Origin of the sequence: Paraflavitalea pollutisoli (assembly GCF_029360705.1) — a bacterium.
Classification (GTDB): domain Bacteria; phylum Bacteroidota; class Bacteroidia; order Chitinophagales; family Chitinophagaceae; genus Paraflavitalea; species Paraflavitalea pollutisoli.
The window spans coordinates 2,439,034-2,455,137 of record NZ_JARKMX010000008.1 but is presented as its reverse complement, the minus strand read 5'-3'; the positions used below and the strand labels follow the sequence as shown (position 1 = coordinate 2,455,137).

General features: G+C 51.1%; 18 protein-coding genes. 14 read left to right on the top strand and 4 right to left on the bottom strand.

Annotated elements, in window-relative coordinates:
- Positions 1-268: 268 nt before the first annotated feature.
- The 13 genes from spt (at position 269) to P2W70_RS23370 (ending at position 12,136) form a co-directional block, all read left to right on the top strand.
- Positions 269-1,480, top strand: coding sequence for a serine palmitoyltransferase (spt, locus tag P2W70_RS23430; RefSeq protein WP_276483968.1), 1,212 nt, complete (start codon positions 269-271; stop codon positions 1,478-1,480).
- Positions 1,477-2,598 carry a P-loop NTPase family protein gene (locus P2W70_RS23425; RefSeq protein WP_276483967.1) on the top strand — a complete coding sequence of 374 codons (1,122 nt, stop codon included), beginning with the start codon at positions 1,477-1,479 and terminating at the stop codon, positions 2,596-2,598. Before spt ends, P2W70_RS23425 begins: the two co-directional genes overlap by 4 nt.
- Positions 2,595-3,587, top strand: a complete 993-nt coding sequence (locus P2W70_RS23420; RefSeq protein WP_276483966.1) for an NAD-dependent epimerase/dehydratase family protein — start codon at positions 2,595-2,597, stop codon at positions 3,585-3,587. Before P2W70_RS23425 ends, P2W70_RS23420 begins: the two co-directional genes overlap by 4 nt.
- 26 nt (positions 3,588-3,613) lie before the next feature.
- Positions 3,614-4,936 carry an inositol-3-phosphate synthase gene (locus tag P2W70_RS23415; RefSeq protein WP_276483965.1) on the top strand — a complete coding sequence of 441 codons (1,323 nt, stop codon included), beginning with the start codon at positions 3,614-3,616 and terminating at the stop codon, positions 4,934-4,936.
- On the top strand, positions 4,933-5,379 hold the full coding sequence (locus tag P2W70_RS23410) for a phosphatidylglycerophosphatase A family protein (protein ID WP_276483964.1): 447 nt from the start codon (positions 4,933-4,935) through the stop codon (positions 5,377-5,379). The genes P2W70_RS23415 and P2W70_RS23410 overlap by 4 nt, the downstream gene beginning before the upstream one ends.
- Before the next feature lie 2 nt (positions 5,380-5,381).
- A complete protein-coding gene (locus P2W70_RS23405) occupies positions 5,382-5,762 on the top strand; it encodes a GtrA family protein (protein ID WP_276483963.1) in 381 nt (126 codons plus the stop codon).
- 3 nt (positions 5,763-5,765) lie between these two features.
- A complete protein-coding gene (locus P2W70_RS23400) occupies positions 5,766-8,315 on the top strand; it encodes a DUF5686 and carboxypeptidase-like regulatory domain-containing protein (protein WP_276483962.1) in 2,550 nt (849 codons plus the stop codon).
- 16 nt (positions 8,316-8,331) lie between these two features.
- Positions 8,332-9,036, top strand: a complete 705-nt coding sequence (locus tag P2W70_RS23395; RefSeq protein ID WP_276483961.1) for a CDP-alcohol phosphatidyltransferase family protein — start codon at positions 8,332-8,334, stop codon at positions 9,034-9,036.
- Entirely contained in the window at positions 9,033-9,578 is a 546-nt protein-coding gene (locus P2W70_RS23390; RefSeq protein WP_276483960.1) for a DUF4833 domain-containing protein, read from the top strand. The genes P2W70_RS23395 and P2W70_RS23390 overlap by 4 nt, the downstream gene beginning before the upstream one ends.
- Before the next feature lie 22 nt (positions 9,579-9,600).
- The gene (locus tag P2W70_RS23385) at positions 9,601-10,227 is read left to right on the top strand and encodes a sterol desaturase family protein (RefSeq protein WP_276483959.1); all 627 of its coding nucleotides are present in this window, start codon (positions 9,601-9,603) and stop codon (positions 10,225-10,227) included.
- A 1-nt stretch (position 10,228) separates the two neighbouring features.
- Positions 10,229-11,164 (top strand): phosphatase PAP2 family protein, encoded by a 936-nt coding sequence (locus tag P2W70_RS23380; RefSeq protein WP_276483958.1) that lies wholly within the window; start codon positions 10,229-10,231, stop codon positions 11,162-11,164.
- 10 nt (positions 11,165-11,174) lie between these two features.
- Positions 11,175-11,795, top strand: coding sequence for an HAD family hydrolase (locus P2W70_RS23375; protein WP_276483957.1), 621 nt, complete (start codon positions 11,175-11,177; stop codon positions 11,793-11,795).
- A gap of 116 nt (positions 11,796-11,911) precedes the next feature.
- Positions 11,912-12,136 carry a DUF6965 family protein gene (locus tag P2W70_RS23370; protein ID WP_276483956.1) on the top strand — a complete coding sequence of 75 codons (225 nt, stop codon included), beginning with the start codon at positions 11,912-11,914 and terminating at the stop codon, positions 12,134-12,136.
- A 115-nt stretch (positions 12,137-12,251) separates the two neighbouring features.
- Here P2W70_RS23370 and P2W70_RS23365 read toward each other — a convergent pair whose 3' ends face one another.
- The 4 genes from P2W70_RS23365 to P2W70_RS23350 all read right to left on the bottom strand — a co-directional run bounded on the left by P2W70_RS23365 (position 12,252) and on the right by P2W70_RS23350 (position 14,996).
- Positions 12,252-12,476, bottom strand: coding sequence for a DUF6965 family protein (locus P2W70_RS23365; protein ID WP_276483955.1), 225 nt, complete (start codon positions 12,474-12,476; stop codon positions 12,252-12,254).
- A gap of 74 nt (positions 12,477-12,550) precedes the next feature.
- Entirely contained in the window at positions 12,551-13,231 is a 681-nt protein-coding gene (locus P2W70_RS23360; protein ID WP_276483954.1) for a substrate-binding periplasmic protein, read from the bottom strand.
- A 759-nt stretch (positions 13,232-13,990) separates the two neighbouring features.
- Positions 13,991-14,167 (bottom strand): hypothetical protein, encoded by a 177-nt coding sequence (locus P2W70_RS23355; protein ID WP_276483953.1) that lies wholly within the window; start codon positions 14,165-14,167, stop codon positions 13,991-13,993.
- Positions 14,168-14,420: 253 nt separating this feature from the next.
- The gene (locus P2W70_RS23350) at positions 14,421-14,996 is read right to left on the bottom strand and encodes a YciE/YciF ferroxidase family protein (RefSeq protein ID WP_276483952.1); all 576 of its coding nucleotides are present in this window, start codon (positions 14,994-14,996) and stop codon (positions 14,421-14,423) included.
- Positions 14,997-15,333: 337 nt separating this feature from the next.
- Between P2W70_RS23350 and P2W70_RS23345 the strand changes: the two genes are divergently transcribed.
- Positions 15,334-16,101, top strand: a complete 768-nt coding sequence (locus P2W70_RS23345; RefSeq protein WP_276483951.1) for a rhamnogalacturonan acetylesterase — start codon at positions 15,334-15,336, stop codon at positions 16,099-16,101.
- Positions 16,102-16,104 lie beyond the last annotated feature (3 nt).

Genomic DNA, 16,104 nt, shown 5'->3' with positions numbered 1-16,104 from the left:
CTGTATCATCGATAATGTTGTACCGATGCGCGATCCCCGTGGGATGGCGCATTTTCGTTTGTAGTGGAGCTGTCTGTAATCCGCTGCAATACAATCAGTGTGGCGGGTTGGTTCACCCATACTAACGGTAAATTTTTACACTATCCTAATGGATATCGGTGAGAAGAGTTTTAGACATAATTCGGAGTGTTTTAGACATTGCACCAGTGTGCTTCCCGTTACACCTTTGCATGTACTAACCGTATTATTACTGGTTATAAGTTGATTCATGCGTAATATACTACACCAAAAGATTTCCCAATTCAAGGACGCGGATCTGATCAGAGAGCAGCAGGTATATCCCTATTTCCGGGTGATCGAATCGGGACAGGAAACCGAGGTTGTGCTCAATGGTCGTCGTGTGTTGATGTTTGGTTCCAACTCATACCTGGGCCTTACCAACCACCCGCGTATCGCAGCGGCAGCAAGCCGTGCAATAGAGAAGTATGGCAGTGGCTGTGCCGGTTCGCGTTTCCTCAACGGAACGCTCGATCTGCATGTAGAGCTGGAGAGCAGGCTGGCAGCCTATACCGGTAAAGAAGATGCCGTATTGTTCAGTACGGGCTTTCAGGCCAACCTGGGCGTATTGTCGGCCCTGGCAGGCCGTGCCGATGTATTGCTGCTCGACGAATACGATCATGCTTCTATCATAGATGGCAGCCGGCTGTCTTTCTCCCGGGTGATCAAGTATCGCCACAACGATATGCGCGACCTGGAGCAGAAGTTACAGAACCTGCCGGCTGATGCTTTCAAGCTGATCGTTACAGACGGCATATTCAGTATGGAAGGTGATATCGCCCTGCTGCCGTCGATCGTCGACCTGGCCGACCGTTATGGTGCGGCGGTGATGGTGGATGATGCCCATGGACTGGGCGTGATCGGAGAGCAGGGAGCAGGCACGGCGTCGCACTTCGGACTGACCAAAGAAACCGATCTCATCATGGGAACCTTCAGCAAATCACTCGCTTCGCTGGGTGGTTTCGTGGCCGGCGATCGGGGGGTGATCGATTACCTCAAGCACAAGGCCCGCGCCCTGATCTTCAGTGCGAGCATGACGCCAGCCTCTACGGCCAGTGTGATCGCTGCGCTCGACATCATTGAAGAAGAGCCGGAGCGTATCCAGAAATTGTGGGACAATACCCATCATATGTTGTACCTGCTCAAAGAGCAGGGTTTCCATACCGGTGATACTCAAAGCCCGATCATACCGGTGCGTATTGGTGATAACCATAAGACCTTCCTGTTTACGAAAGCCCTGCAGGATAAGGGGGTATTCGTGAACCCCGTGGTATCTCCGGCCGTTCCGTCCGAGTCATCGTTGATCCGCCTGTCGCTGATGGCGACGCACTCCTTCAACCAGATCGAAGAAGTGGTGGACAAGATGAAAGAGACAGCCCTCGAACTGGGTATTTCCCTCGAACTTAAAAAGGAAAGCGCATGACGGGCATCGTAACAGTCCGCGATAAAAAGCAATTGAAAGCGTTCATCGACTTTCCCCATGACCTGTATGCGGACGATGCCAACTATGTACCGGAGCTGTTCATTGCGCAACGTGACTTGCTGACGCCGGGCAAACATCCTTTTCATGAACACTCCAAACTGCAGTTGTTCCTGTATTACAAGGATTCGGTGATCAGTGGGCGGATTGCTGCTATCTTAAATAATAACCATAATCAATTCAATAATACGACCGACGGCTTCTTTGGTTTCTTCGAGTGTGTCGATGATGTGCAGATCGCGGCTACTTTATTTGGGACTGCCGAGGTGTGGCTGCAGGAACATGGTGCTACTACGATCATAGGGCCCGTCAATCCTTCTACCAATGAACCCTGTGGTTTGCTGGTGGATGGTTTCGATAAGCCGGCGCAGGCGATGATGGTGTACAACAAGGCCTATTATCCGGCGTTGCTGGAAGCGGTGGCGATGCAGAAGAAAGTAGACTTGCTGGCGTATGACATTGACCTGGCCGAGGTAGGTGACCGACCGGTGAGGCTGGAAGGTGCCCTGCGCAGGCGCCTGCAGCAAAAGCAGATCACCATAAGGCCGGTCCGTAAAAAAGACCTGGTCAATGAAGCGCGGCAGGTAAAGGAAGTATACAATGCGGCCTGGGACCAGAACCTTGGTTTTGTGCCCATGACCGACAACGAATTCAACTACCTCGCCAAAGACCTGAAGATGGTGCTGGATGAGGAGTTTTGCCTCATCGCCGAGCACAATGGTGAGCAGATCGGATTTGCCCTGGCGATTCCCGATATTAATGAGGTGCTCATCAAAGTGAAGCGGGGTCGCTTGTTGCCCACAGGTATTTTCAAATTGCTGTTTGGCATGAAGCGCATCAGCCGCGTACGCGTGCTGGCGCTGGGTGTAAAGCAGGAATACCGGAAGCTGGGTATCGAAGCCTGTTTCTATGCGGGCATTATTCGCCGGGCAACGGCACGTGGTATGCAGGGCGGCGAATGCAGCTGGATACTGGAGCATAATGACCTGATGAATAAAGGCATTCTGGATATGAACGGTAAAGTATACAAGCGCTATCGCATTTACGAAAAGCCGTTATGAAAGAAAAAGTACTGATCACGGGTGCGAGTGGGTTTATCGGTTATCACCTCATCGAAGCAGCGATGCGGAGGGGATTGTCGGTATATGCCGGTGTGCGGGCAGATAGTGATGTCAGTCATTTGAAAGGATATGAAGTAAAGTTCTGTACGCTGAATTATGGTAATCCGGCCGAACTGAAGGGGCAGCTGGCAGCGGGTGGTTTCGACTACATCGTGCATGCAGCAGGGGCTACACGGGCAGGTTCGCAGGCAGCCTATGATACCATTAATGCGCAGTATGCCTATAACCTGGCACAGGCAGCGATGGAGGCCCTGGGTAACCGGCTCAATAGCTTTGTCCTGGTGAGCAGCCTGGCAGCGATGGGGCCGCTCGATGACCCGCAAGCAGTGATCGACGAGGGGGTGGTGCCTGCGCCTGTTACGGCCTATGGCCGCAGCAAATTGCTGGCCGAGCAAAAATTGTCCACCCTGAACGGTTTGCCTTTGCTGGTATTGCGTCCTACGGCTGTTTACGGACCACGCGAGCGTGACCTGTTCATCATGATGCGGGCTGTGAGTAAAGGAATAGAGGCTTATATCGGCCGTGCTCCGCAACAGTTGAGTTTTGTGTACGTGAAAGACCTGGCTTCGGTGATCATCAATTCGCTGTTCTCGGGGCTGCGTCATGAGTCCTTTAATATATCCGACGGGTTCAGTTATGACCAGTATGCACTGGCCGACCTGTCGAAACAGATCCTACACCAAAAGACCCTGCGTGTGCATTTGCCCTATGGGGTGGTGAAAGGGCTGGCAGTGACGATGGAGAAAGTGTATGGCTGGCGTGGGAAAACGCCGGTACTGAACCGGGAAAAATTGCAGGAACTGACGGCTGCCAACTGGGTATGCAGCATCGATAAGGCGAAATCGAAACTGGGCTATCATCCGAAATATTCGCTGGAGCATGGTCTGTTGGAGACTTTGCACTGGTATCATCAATACAAGTGGTTGTAATTAACATTAGAAACAAAATAAGCATTATGAAAGAACAAATATTGCCGGCACAGGGGAAATTGGGCGTCCTGCTTCCTGGACTGGGCGCAGTGGCTTCGACAATGATCGCTGGCGTTTTCGCTACGAGGAAAGGGTTATCCAAACCCGTAGGATCGATCACCCAAACCGGTCATATCGAACTGGAAGGAACTGGCAATCAGTATCCGCTGATCAAAGACATCGTGCCACTGGCAACACTGGAAGACCTGGTGTTTGGTGGTTGGGATGTGTATGAAGACAACGTGTACCAGGCTGCCAGCGTAGCCAAGGTACTGGACCAGCACCTGCTCGATGCCTTGCGTCCCGAGCTGGAAGCCATCAAGCCGATGAAGGCCGTGTTTGATAGAAGCTACGCCAGGAACCTGGATGGTACTTTCATCAAAAACTCAGCGACCAAATGGGATGCCGCCCAGGAGCTGATCGAAGACATTGAAAATTTCAAGAAAGCCAATAATGTCAGCCGGGTGGTGATCGTGTGGACTGGTTCTACCGAAAAATACCTCGAGCAATCTGCCGTACATGAATCACTGGCCGCGTTTGAAGCGGGATTGAAGAACAACGATCCCAACATCGCGCCCAGCATGGTGTATGCCTATGCCGCCGTGAGCCAGGGTATTCCTTTTATCAACGGTGCACCCAACCTGACTACCGATATTCCCGCCATTGTACAACTGGCGCGTAAAACGAAAACTGCCATCGGGGGCAAAGACTTTAAGACCGGACAAACGCTGATGAAGACGATTGTAGCCCCCGGACTGGCGGCCCGCGCACTGGGTGTAAGCGGCTGGTATTCTACCAATATCCTGGGCAACCGCGATGGCCTGGTGTTGGATGATGAGCAGAACTTCAAGACCAAGGAAGTATCCAAGCTCGGTGTACTGGAAGATATCCTGCGCCCCGATCTGCATCCCGATCTCTACGGTAACCTGTACCACAAGATCCGGATCAACTACTATCCTCCGCATGGCGACAACAAAGAAAGCTGGGACAATATCGACATCTTCGGTTGGCTCAACTATCCCATGCAGATCAAGATCAACTTCCTGTGCCGCGACTCTATCCTCGCAGCCCCCATCGTACTCGACCTCGCACTGTTTGCCGATCTGGCACAACGCGCCGGCATGTACGGTGTACAGGACTGGTTGTCTTTCTACCTGAAATCTCCTCAGACACAGCCTGGTGTACCTGCAGAGAACGACGTATTCAAACAACTCAATACCTTGAAAGAAGTGTTGAGAGAAATGATAAAAGAAGAAGAACCGGCTAAAAAGGCATTGACACAGAAGAAAGAGACAGAACCCGCTTTATGAGGTCACTGGCCAGTGTGATAGCAACTGCAGGAGGTATCGGCTTTCTCCGCAAAGGAGGAGGCACAGCCGCTGCAGTTGCTTTTTGTATAGCCTGGTGGCTATTACCCATGGGGTATGCCTGGCAGGCCGTGTTGCTGATCGTCTTATTGGCAGCCGGCGTGTGGAGTGCGAGCAAAATGGAAACCGTGTGGGAACATGACAGCAGCCGCATCGTGATCGACGAAGTAGCTGGTATGATGATCTCCGTCGCCTTTCTGCCGCATACGCCTGGTGTGATCGTGACGGGACTGATCCTGTTTCGCTTCTTCGACATCCTGAAACCCCTGGGCATTGGACGGGCAGAATTGCTACCCCGTGGTTGGGGCGTGATGGGAGATGATGTGCTGGCAGGTGTCTATTCCCAAATATTGGTGCGTGTACTGGTTATGACGCAGTTGTTATGAGTATGATCACCTTTTTGAAAGCGAATATGTCTTCCCTGCTGGCTTCGGGGTGCGACTTTCTGATGACGGTGGCCCTGGTACAGTGGGCGGGATGGCATGCGGTGATCGCCGGCGCTACCGGTACCGTAACAGGTGGTGTCATCAACTTTTGTGTCAACCGCCGTTGGGTATTTGGAGCAGGCGAGGAGCGTGCAGTGCGACAGGGTTTCAAGTATGCACTGGTATGGGCCGGCAACCTGCTGTTGAATATGGGCGGGATGTATGTGCTGGCCAGTTATGCCGGACTGCATTACGTGCTCGCGAAAGTGGCTACTTCTTTGTTGGTAGCCTTCCTGTACAACTATCCGATGCAAAAGAATTTTGTGTTTAGTAATAACTGGTAGACGATGTTTAGTAAGATGGATATGAAGAAAGGATGGACCTTATTCCTGCTCGCTACCTGCTTTTTCCTGTACGCGCAGGGGCAAACGGTCGTCAAGGGTATCGTGCGCGATGCGCAAACCCGCTCGCCGCTTGCATTTGTGAGTGTTTATTTTAAAGGCAGTAAAGGGGTGTTGAGTGATGAGGATGGTAGATACACCATCTCCACCGTCAATCCGAAGAATGTTTCCCTGGAGTTTTCTTTCAACGGGTACAAGGTCTTCAAGAAGACCATTGTAGCCGGGGTAGAGCAGGAGCTGAATGTGGATATGGAACTAGAGGCCCTGAAAGAAGTGGTGGTGAGTTCCCGCAACCGCAGTAAATACAGCAACAAGAACAATCCGGCCGTTGACCTGATCCGCAAGGTGGTGGATAACCGCACGCGCAACCGGATGAGCGCCTTCGATTTTATACAGTACCAGCAATATGAGAAAATGGAGTTGGCACTGACCAACAAACCAGAGAAGCTGATGAACAACAAGCTGCTCAAAAACTACAAATTTTTGCTGGAGAACCAGGATACTACCTTGCTGGAAGGCAAGACCCTGGTGCCCGTATACCTCGAAGAAACACTCTCCGATAAATACTACCGGAAAGATCCTTCCAAAGAAAAGACCTACGTACTGGCGAAAAAGAAAGTAGACCTGGGTGAGTTTGTCGACAACGACGGGGTAACACGCTACCTCAACAGCATGTACATGCCCATCGACATTTACGAACCCAATATCACCATACTCTCGAATCAATTATTAAGCCCGATCTCAGACCTGGCGCCTACCTTTTACCGGTTTTACCTGCGCGATACCGTTGAAATGGATGGTATCAAACTGGTGCAGCTGGCTTTTGCTCCCCGTAATCCCAATGACCTGTTGTTCCGCGGCTCGATGTACGTGACCCTGGATGGTAATTATGCCGTACAGCGTATTCAAATGGGACTTACCCGGCATGCCAATATCAACTGGACCCGTGAGCTGCGTATCCGCCAGGAGTTTGAGCGTGGCGAGGATGGACGTTACCGCGTTACCAACAGCAATATCTTATCGGAGTTTGCTTTGTCGAAGAAGGCCACCGGTGGACTGGTCGGGCAGCGTACCGTATCGTATAAGGATTATGTGGTCAATACCCCGGCGCCGGATTCGGTCTATGCCGGCAAACCCGAAGTGGTGCTGGAGCTACCTGCTTCCACCACGGATAGTTTTTGGGTAGCCAACCGGCATACCCAGCTGAGCGAGTCGGAGCAGAAGGCTTATAGCAATATGGATAGCCTGAAGAACATGAAGTCGTACAGAAGGCTGATGGATTGGGCAACCTTCCTGCTGGCGGGTTACAAGGCGGCCGGCCCTTTTGACATTGGACCGGTAAACGCCTTTTACAGCTTCAACCCGGTGGAAGGTTTCCGCTTACGCTTTGGCGGTCGTACGACGCCGAAGTTCAGCAACCGCCTGTACCTGGAAAATTATGTGGCGTATGGTTTCAAAGATGAAAAGTGGAAGTATTTCGTATCCGGCGCTTACTCTTTCAACGGCAAGTCGATCTATACCTTTCCGATGAACTTTGTACGGGTAAGCTTTCAGCACGATACCAAGATACCTGGTCAGGAACTGCAATTTGTGCAGGAAGACAATTTCCTGCTTTCCTTCAAGCGCGGCGACAACAACAAGTGGTTGTACAACGATATCTTCAAAGTCGAGTATATCCGCGAGTTTGGTAAAAACCTGACTTACACGTTTGGTTTCAAGAACTGGAAGCAACAGGCAGCGGGTAGTATCGTGTATGAAAAGCCGGGGCTTAGCGGGCCATCTATTGTTCCGGATATCACGACTTCGGAGTTGTCGGCTGAATTAAGGTGGGCACCCCATGAGCAATTTTACCAGGGCAAGACCTACCGTATTCCCATCGCCAACAAGTATCCCATTTTCCGCCTGCGCTACATACAGGGTATAAAAGGACTGGCGAAAGGGGAATACAATTACCAGCAAGTGACCTTGAATGTGTTCAAACGCTTCTACCTGTCGCAGTTTGGCTATGCCGATGTGGTGGCGGAGGGTGGTAATACCTTTGGCCAGGTCCCTTATCCGTTGTTGACGATCCACCGGGCCAACCAAACCTATGCATACCAGCTGAATTCATTCAATATGATGAACTTCATGGAGTTTGTGAGCGATCACTATGTATCGGTGAGTACGGACTATTACTTCAACGGATTCATCTTTAACAAGCTGCCGCTGATCCGGAAACTGAAGTTGCGGGAAGTGGCCGGTTTCAAGATCCTGTATGGTGGTGTAAGACGGGAGAACAACCCGGCTTTCAATAAGGAAACGTTGATATTCCCGACGGACGCAGATGGCAATCCCACGACCTTCTCTTTGGCGCAGAAGCCTTATATGGAGGCCAATGTGGGCATCGGTAATATATTCAAGGTGCTGCGGGTTGATCTCGTGAAGCGCCTGAGCTACCTGGAGAATCCAGATGTGCCCAACTGGGGCATCAGGGCCCGGGTGAAATTTGAATTCTAACCTACAAACTTTTGTTATGAGCCAACTCGTATTGAGAGATCGCCTGCAAAAGGGTATCTATAGTATCATCGACCCCGTGGTGCGGGGCCTGGTGAAGATCGGCGTGACCCCCAATTTTATAACGACCACCGGACTGGTTTTGAATATCGGGGTGGCGATCGTGTTTATCGTGGGTGCTGAAGAGGGCAATCGCGGTGACCTGCGTTATGTGGGATGGGCGGGTGGCCTGATCCTCTTTGCCGGTTTGTTTGACATGCTCGATGGGCAGGTGGCCCGGGTGGGTAATATGAGTTCGCGTTTTGGTGCCCTGTACGATTCTGTACTGGACCGTTATAGCGAAATGTTCATGTTTCTGGGTATCTGTTATTACCTCGTGGCGCATCACTATTTCCTCAGTTCGCTGTTTGCCTTTATCGCCCTCATCGGGTCCATGATGGTGAGTTATACCCGGGCGCGCAGCGAGGGGCTGGGTGTGCAAAATAAAGGTGGATTGATGCAGCGACCTGAAAGGGTAGTGCTGACGGCCGTGTCGGCCATTGCCTGTGGAGTGACGGCTTCGGTGATTGGTGGTGATTACAAGCTGACCGTGCCCGGAATCCCTTTTCACGTTTTCGAGACCATGTCGGTATTTACCATACCGATCACGGTGATGGCAGTGCTCACGAACCTCACGGCCATCAAAAGATTGGTAGACGCTAAAAAAGCACTGGATAACTTATGATACGTCGTGTACTGTCGCTGTTGCTGGGTTGCCTCGCGGTTGTAAGCGTGGTGGCGCAAGAGGGCTTCCCGGTGCCGGTGGCCGATAGCAAGCAGCTGTTTTACCTGCAGCGTACGTCGAATACCAATACCATCGTGTATGAACTGAACTACAAAGATGGTAAGCTGGACGAGCGCAATCCGGTGCATGTGTTCTGGATCCGTTATACGGAGCAGGGGCAACGCGCCGAGCTGAGCTGGATTCAACGGGTGTTTGCCTATGGAGTAAAAACAAAGCCGCTGGATGATGGCAGCTTCCGCGTGAAACTGGTGTCTTATGCCGGATACACGATGAACCTGCGTAAAGGGGCTGATGGTAAGTACCGCTTGTACGCCCCGATCTTTGGGAAGATGATGGAATTGAAACGCGTATTTGTAAAGATCACCGGTGGCTCGATGTGGTCGCCGGATATCGAGTATTATGAGGTAGGCGGGATCGATCCGGCTACCGGGAAGGCGGTGGCCGAGCGCAAGAAAATCCTGGCCAACGAGATCAAAGAATGAGTTCTTATTAAATACCTGAACAATGAAGAAGTTATATGTTTCCAATTCGGAAGAGTCGGTGCGGATGTTCAAGGCCAACTGGATGGAGGCACTGTCGAAAGTACATTTCGCCGTACCGCTGTTCATCTATGTACCGGTGATCGGGTTTATGACCTGGCAGGCATTTGCCGGTGGTATTGGAGTAGGGTATTTTTTCCTCTTCCTGGCGGCAGGTATTGCCGTATGGACGGTAACGGAGTATATCCTGCACCGGTTTGTGTTTCATTTTGAACCGACCTCTACCTGGGGGCGCCGGATACATTTTATCTTTCATGGCGTACACCATGATTACCCGCGGGATGCGAAGCGACTGGTGATGCCACCGTCGGCCAGTATACCATTGGCGATCGGGTTCTACTTTTTATTTTACTGGTTGATACCAGAGAAATTATATGTATCGCCTTTTTATGCCGGGTTTATCATGGGATATCTCGCTTACGATATGATGCATTATGCCATGCATCACTACAATTTCAAGAGTTCGCTGATGAAGCGCGTCAAGCAACACCATATGTTGCACCACTACGATGACCCGACGAAAGGGTATGGGGTTAGCTCTTCCCTGTGGGACGAAATTTTTCAATCCGGTTTCCCGAAGAAGAAAAAGTGATATGCTGAAAACTGCCCCTGCTGTATTTTTTGCGCCGCGTACCCTGCTGATCACTACGCTGGTGTCTATCTTGTACCTGCTGTTGTCGATCGTATTGGTTGGGTTCAAAACCGATCAGTTGGTGCTGATCGCCATCTTCAATGGTCTATATTATGGTTCAGCCATTACCCGGAAATTCATCACCGGGTTTTCCATTTTTATGGTGTACTGGATCATTTACGATTACATGAAGGCCTTCCCCAATTATGCTTATCGTCCTGTACATATACAGCAATTGTATGAAGCCGAGAAAGCTATTTTCGGCATTTCGACAGCGACGGGTGTCGTGACGCCCAATGAGTTTTTTCTGCAGCACCATAGTACCGTGGGCGACCTGGTGAGCGGTATCTTTTATCTCTGCTGGGTGCCGGTACCGTTGCTGTTTGCGGGCTACCTGTTCTTTCGCAAGCGTCCGGTTTTCCTGCGTTTTGCCCTGGCCTTCTTCGTGGTGAACCTGGTAGGCTTTGTCATCTATTATATTTACCCGGCCGCACCACCCTGGTATGTGCAGGAGCATGGGTTTGAATTTATCGCGTCTACGCCCGGTAATACAGCCGGTCTGCTGCGCTTTGATGAATTGGTAGGCGGCACTATCTTCCAGTCGTTGTATGCCAAGGGATCGAATGTGTTTGCGGCCATGCCTTCTTTGCACTCGGCGTATCCGGTGGTGGTTTTGTACTATGGTATCAAGGCGGGTTACCGCTACCTGCCGGTGTTGTTTGCCGTGGTGATGGTGGGCATCTGGAGTGCTGCGGTGTATACCAGCCATCATTATATTCTGGATGTACTGGCGGGCATTGTTTGTGCGTTGACAGGTATCGGGCTGGTAGAGCGGGGCGTGTCGAAAGCAGGATGGTTTTCCCGGTTCTATGACTCATTTTTGCAAAAAATAAAGTAACGACTACCTTATGAATGATTCAACAACGATGGCTGATAAACTGGCTTTACTGACGCAGCAGAGTACCGGTGAGTACGACGCTTTCCTGTACGATTGCGATGGTACGCTGGCCGATAATATGGGTGCACACAAACTGTCGTACCAGGCGGTAGCCAAGATGTATGGTTTTGAGCTGGATGCCGCGCTGATCGACGAACTGGCCGGCTGGCCGATCCTGGCGGTGACGCAGGAGATCAAGAAAAGGTATGGCGCCGATTTCGATCCGGCCGTATTTACCCAACAGAAGAATACGTTGTACGAAAGTTCTTTTATCAACGAAACCCAGCCTATTGAATTTGTGGTGGAGCACCTGCGGCAACATGTAGGTAAAGTGCGTATTGGCGTCGTATCGGGTGGTACGCGGGCAGCGGTGTCCAAAACCTTACGTTTGCTGGGCATCAGCCAGCTGGTAGAGGTATTGGTCTGTGCCGGTGAAACGCCAAGGGGCAAGCCCTATGCCGATCCGTTCCTGGCAGCTGCCCGGCAGTTGTCGGTAGAACCTACCCGGTGCCTGGTGTTTGAAGACGGCGATCCTGGCGTGCAGGCAGCGGAAGCAGCTGGCATGGATTGGATCCGGATCGATAAGATCTAAAAGAACTGCGTAGCGGTGCTAGTGCCTGAATGCGGGCGGAATCTTGCCGTGGGGGCGTGGAGAACGGTCAAACTATCGTACCTTGCGTGCCCATTTTTACGATCAAATTCGGCACCATGAGTAACGACACGACGCAGCAAGTGAATGAGTTAAGAGCTTTTTTTCAGGATAAAACCATTACCAAGCCAGTCCGGTTGAGCCCTGCTGAAACGGTGGTCGACGTTCCCCGGTTCCTCGATAGTCATTTTGCCATGGCGACCCATGCCAGCGACGCAAAAGGGGCAGATGTATTCCTTCAACGTATTATCAAACTGCGCAAAGCCGTAGAGGCGGGCGAGTAGTAGACTGGCCCGGCGGGCGGCTTTCTACCGACCATATAGGTCGTTTTGCGCCATTTTCGGCATTCCTATTCCATAAATGTATTGGTGTGGCCAGTTTTCCTGGCTTGCCGCCGGGTTATGCCTGCGCCTGGATGATCTCCTGCAGCTTGATCAGCCTGAGCAGGAATACTTCGTAGTTGCGCGCATCGTCCTGGGTTTCCAGCATGGTAAAATGGCTGTCGAGAAAGAGCGGGAGGTCAATGATCAATTCTGCCGTGCTCAGCTGGGCCGTTTTGGGCAGTGTGTGTTGCTGGAAGAATGCTTTCAGCTCTTCGACCTGAGGGGCGATGGCTTCGTTCATAGTGGCGGTTTGGGATAAGAGCAGCCTGCCAGGGTAAACGCTGCATGGAGCATTGCCCGCTTAATTACTACTTATTATAGTGGCGTTCTGCCAAACCATTTCTCCTGTAGTTGATGGAGGAAGCCAGCTTCCTGGAGCTGCTGTAAAGCGCTGTCTATTTTGTCGGACAAGTCGCTTCTATTGGGATTGAAAGCCATGGCGTATTCATGGGCGGGGCCTGGGAGCATGGCAGCAATACTCAGTTCAGGATGCAGTTCGATATAGCCTTGTGCAATGGGACTGTCGTCGATGATTCCATGTATGACGCCGTTCAGCAGCAAATTGTACAGCTCATCGTTGGAGTCGGACCGGAAGGCGGGCGGCTGGTAAAGCTTGCTGAGCAGGTACTCTTCTGCGGTGGTGTCGATCCGGACCCCCACGGGATGTTCACGCAGGTGGTCGGTGGTGATCAGGTGGTCCTCACGGCACACGAGCGCCAGGTGGAATGACAGGTAAGGTGCACTAAAGCGCAGATATTGTTGACGTTCGGTGGTGATGGTTGCTGCCGAACAGATGGCATCAATGTCACCCGCTTCCAGTTTTCGCAATAATTCGGGCCACGGCGCTTCGCTGTATAAAATGTCCAGATCTAGTGTTGAAGCCAGCTGTTCTACCAGTTCCACCTCGTAACCACCAAATGCTGGTCCGCTAAAAGACGTATGAAGTGGGATGGGTGGTGCCTGATCCAGGCCAATCCTGATTGTTTCTTTTGCCATACGGTTTGCGTTGCAAAATTTCGACCAGCTTACCAATTGGAAGTTGAGCAGAGCTGGATCATATTGCCCATAAAAGTTAGACAATAGGTCAAGGTCTGATCCCTTACGGGTAGTATGGCGTTGTATTTTAAAACGTTAAAAAAAAACTTGATTTTCTTTTAGTACCGCTGTGCGGTTTTGTTGTTATATAATAAAGGATAAGGTTTAATGGTTAACGAATTTGATTAGCAACCGCCCCGCATGTCTATGCGGGGCTTTTTCATTACAGGGTGGTATGAGTGAATGTTATATAGATGATTGTTTCTTAAAATAAATTGACAATTCGCTTAGTACCAGGTTGCCGTTTAGTTGTTATAGTAATAGTGAATCATAGCATACAAATATTTTAGTTTGGGAACCCTGTATGTCTATGCGGGGTTTATTTTAAAAGAAAAACACTCATCAAGTATATCAATGGGCGCGGATGATAGCAAGAGACTGCGACCATCGGTTCGTAGTCTCTTCTTTTTAATTTTTTGATTTGGATAATTAGTCTTGTAATTGAATTTGGTTTGCCCTGCATGTCTATGCAGGGCTTTTTATTGGGAGAATCCGAAGGATGCCTTGCGTTGGCCTAAGCTCCATCATCCAGTGCCGGATTCGCCTGGTGGCTGTCGGCGGGTAGGGACCAATAAAAAGGGCCACCTCTTTTCCTAAAGGTAGCCCTGGCGTATAGTTGGTTTCGTAATAACGGGTAAAGGTGCGCGTGGCGCCGGCTGATCATAGGCAATCCTGGTCGCGGCCCTTGAAACAACCTACCGGCTGTTCGGGCATCAGGATCTTTTTCGGTTCCTCCTGTTTATGCCGGAGGGCGGGCATCGGGATCACGATCGCTGCTTGCTTCACTTCTGTCACAGGTGCTAATGGCTCGTTGCGGATGGCAGTGGTAGTATTCATAAATAGCGGTTTTTTACTCGTTTTGCGGTCGGCATTCTTATTTGACAATTGTTATGCCAATGGGAGTAAGCGGCCTTATTTGTATGGCTGTGGAAGTGAATGCCCAAATCGTGGAGCCCGGTTGTAGTGTCATTTGATTATGGGGTGTAATTGTATCGCAGGAAGGGGACGTATTGACCAGTGGTGTGCCATGAAAAAGGCCGGGGGAGAACCCCCGGCCTGCTGTCTGCTAAATATTAAATAAACCAAAGTCTTAGTCTTCTTCTTGTTCGTCATCTTCCTGCTCTGCTTCCCAGTTGATCCCGTTTTCGGCGATCGCGGTCAGGTGGCTATCGGTGTCTTTTTCTTCCTGCAGCGTCTCTACCAGTAGCTCGGCCAGGTCCGAGTTGCCCATGGTATTGGCGAGGGTCACCAGGGTGCCATAGGTAGCGATCTCGTAGTGTTCGATCTTCTGGGCGGCGGCGATGATCGCTACGTCGCGGGTCATGGTACCTTTCTCCGTTTCTTCGAGGATGCTCTCGCCCTCTTTGATCAATCCCTCCATGGCTTCGCATTTCTTCCCTTGTGCTTTTTTACCGAGGAGGCTGAACGCTTCTTCTACCCGTACTATATGCTCTTTGGTTTGAGCGAGGTGATCTTCGATGGCTGATTTTAGTTCGTCGGTGGTGGCTGCCTTCTGCATTTTGGGCAACGCTTTGGACAGCGCTTTCTCTGCCCAATAAATATCTTTCAATGCGTCTATGAAAAACTTTTCCAGTTGGGTATTGCCTTTGGCGGGCGCCTTGGTTTTACCTTTTGCGGTACGTGGTTTTGTTTTCGTGGTTGGCATATGTGGCTTGTTTGAATTTGATAAAGGATAATTGTTCATCCCTGTTTCAAAGGCTATGCCGCTTGCCATGCCGCCTGCACAGTTGTGGCTTTGTGAACATTGTTGCCCAACTATACGCCAGTTGAGGAAGATAGCACAGTCCTGACTGTTATAGGCGTCAGCTGCTGTTCATGGGTTATCAGCTATGCTGCCCTGATGGGGTAGCCGGATACCGCGCCCTTCAGGCTGCTGTGGGGAATGGGTAGGAACGTAGACCTTGGGGTCTGGTCGCTGTGGGCGCCGCTACCAGACAGCACAGGAAGGGTGGGTGGCAATTTTTTCCTATTTTGTCGTCCTCATGCAACACAAGCTATTCCGGTTACTATTACCGGCAACGATCCTGCTGGCCGCTTTCGTCGATCCTCCCCGGAAAAGAAAGCTCTTCCTGGTGGGCGATTCCACGATGTCCGATAAAGTACAGAAGGCCTTTCCCGAAACGGGCTGGGGCACTATGTTTGCCAAATTTGTGGACACCAGTAACACGGTCGTCTACAACCGCGCGCAAAATGGCCGTAGCACCAAGTCCTTTCTCGCCGACAATTTATGGGCACCCATCCTCGATAGTCTATCTACAGGCGATCTGGTGCTGATCCAGTTTGGCCACAACGATGAAGTGCCCACCAAAAAGCAGGCAACGACCGAAGCCGAATTTCAGCAAAACCTGCTGCGTTATGTATCGGAAGCTCGCGCCCGTAAGGCCATCCCGATCCTGATCACCCCCGCGGCGCGGCGTAAGTTTGGCCCCGATGGCAAACTGGAAGATACGCACCGGGTCTATGCGGAATTGGTACGAAAAATAGCGGCCAAAGAGAGTGTACCGCTCATCGAGCTCGACGGTAAAAGTCAGGCCCTGCTGCAATCCATGGGCCCCGAATCCTCCAAATTATTGTTCAACCACCTGAAGCCAGGGGAACATCCCAACTATCCGGAAGGGAAGATCGACGATACGCATTTCAGCGAGCTCGGTGCCCGCAGAATGGCAGAGATCGTGTATGCTTCGCTGAAGGAGTTACATCCCGGCGATATCCTGGATCACTTTTACAAACCTATTCCCAAAAAGAATTAACCT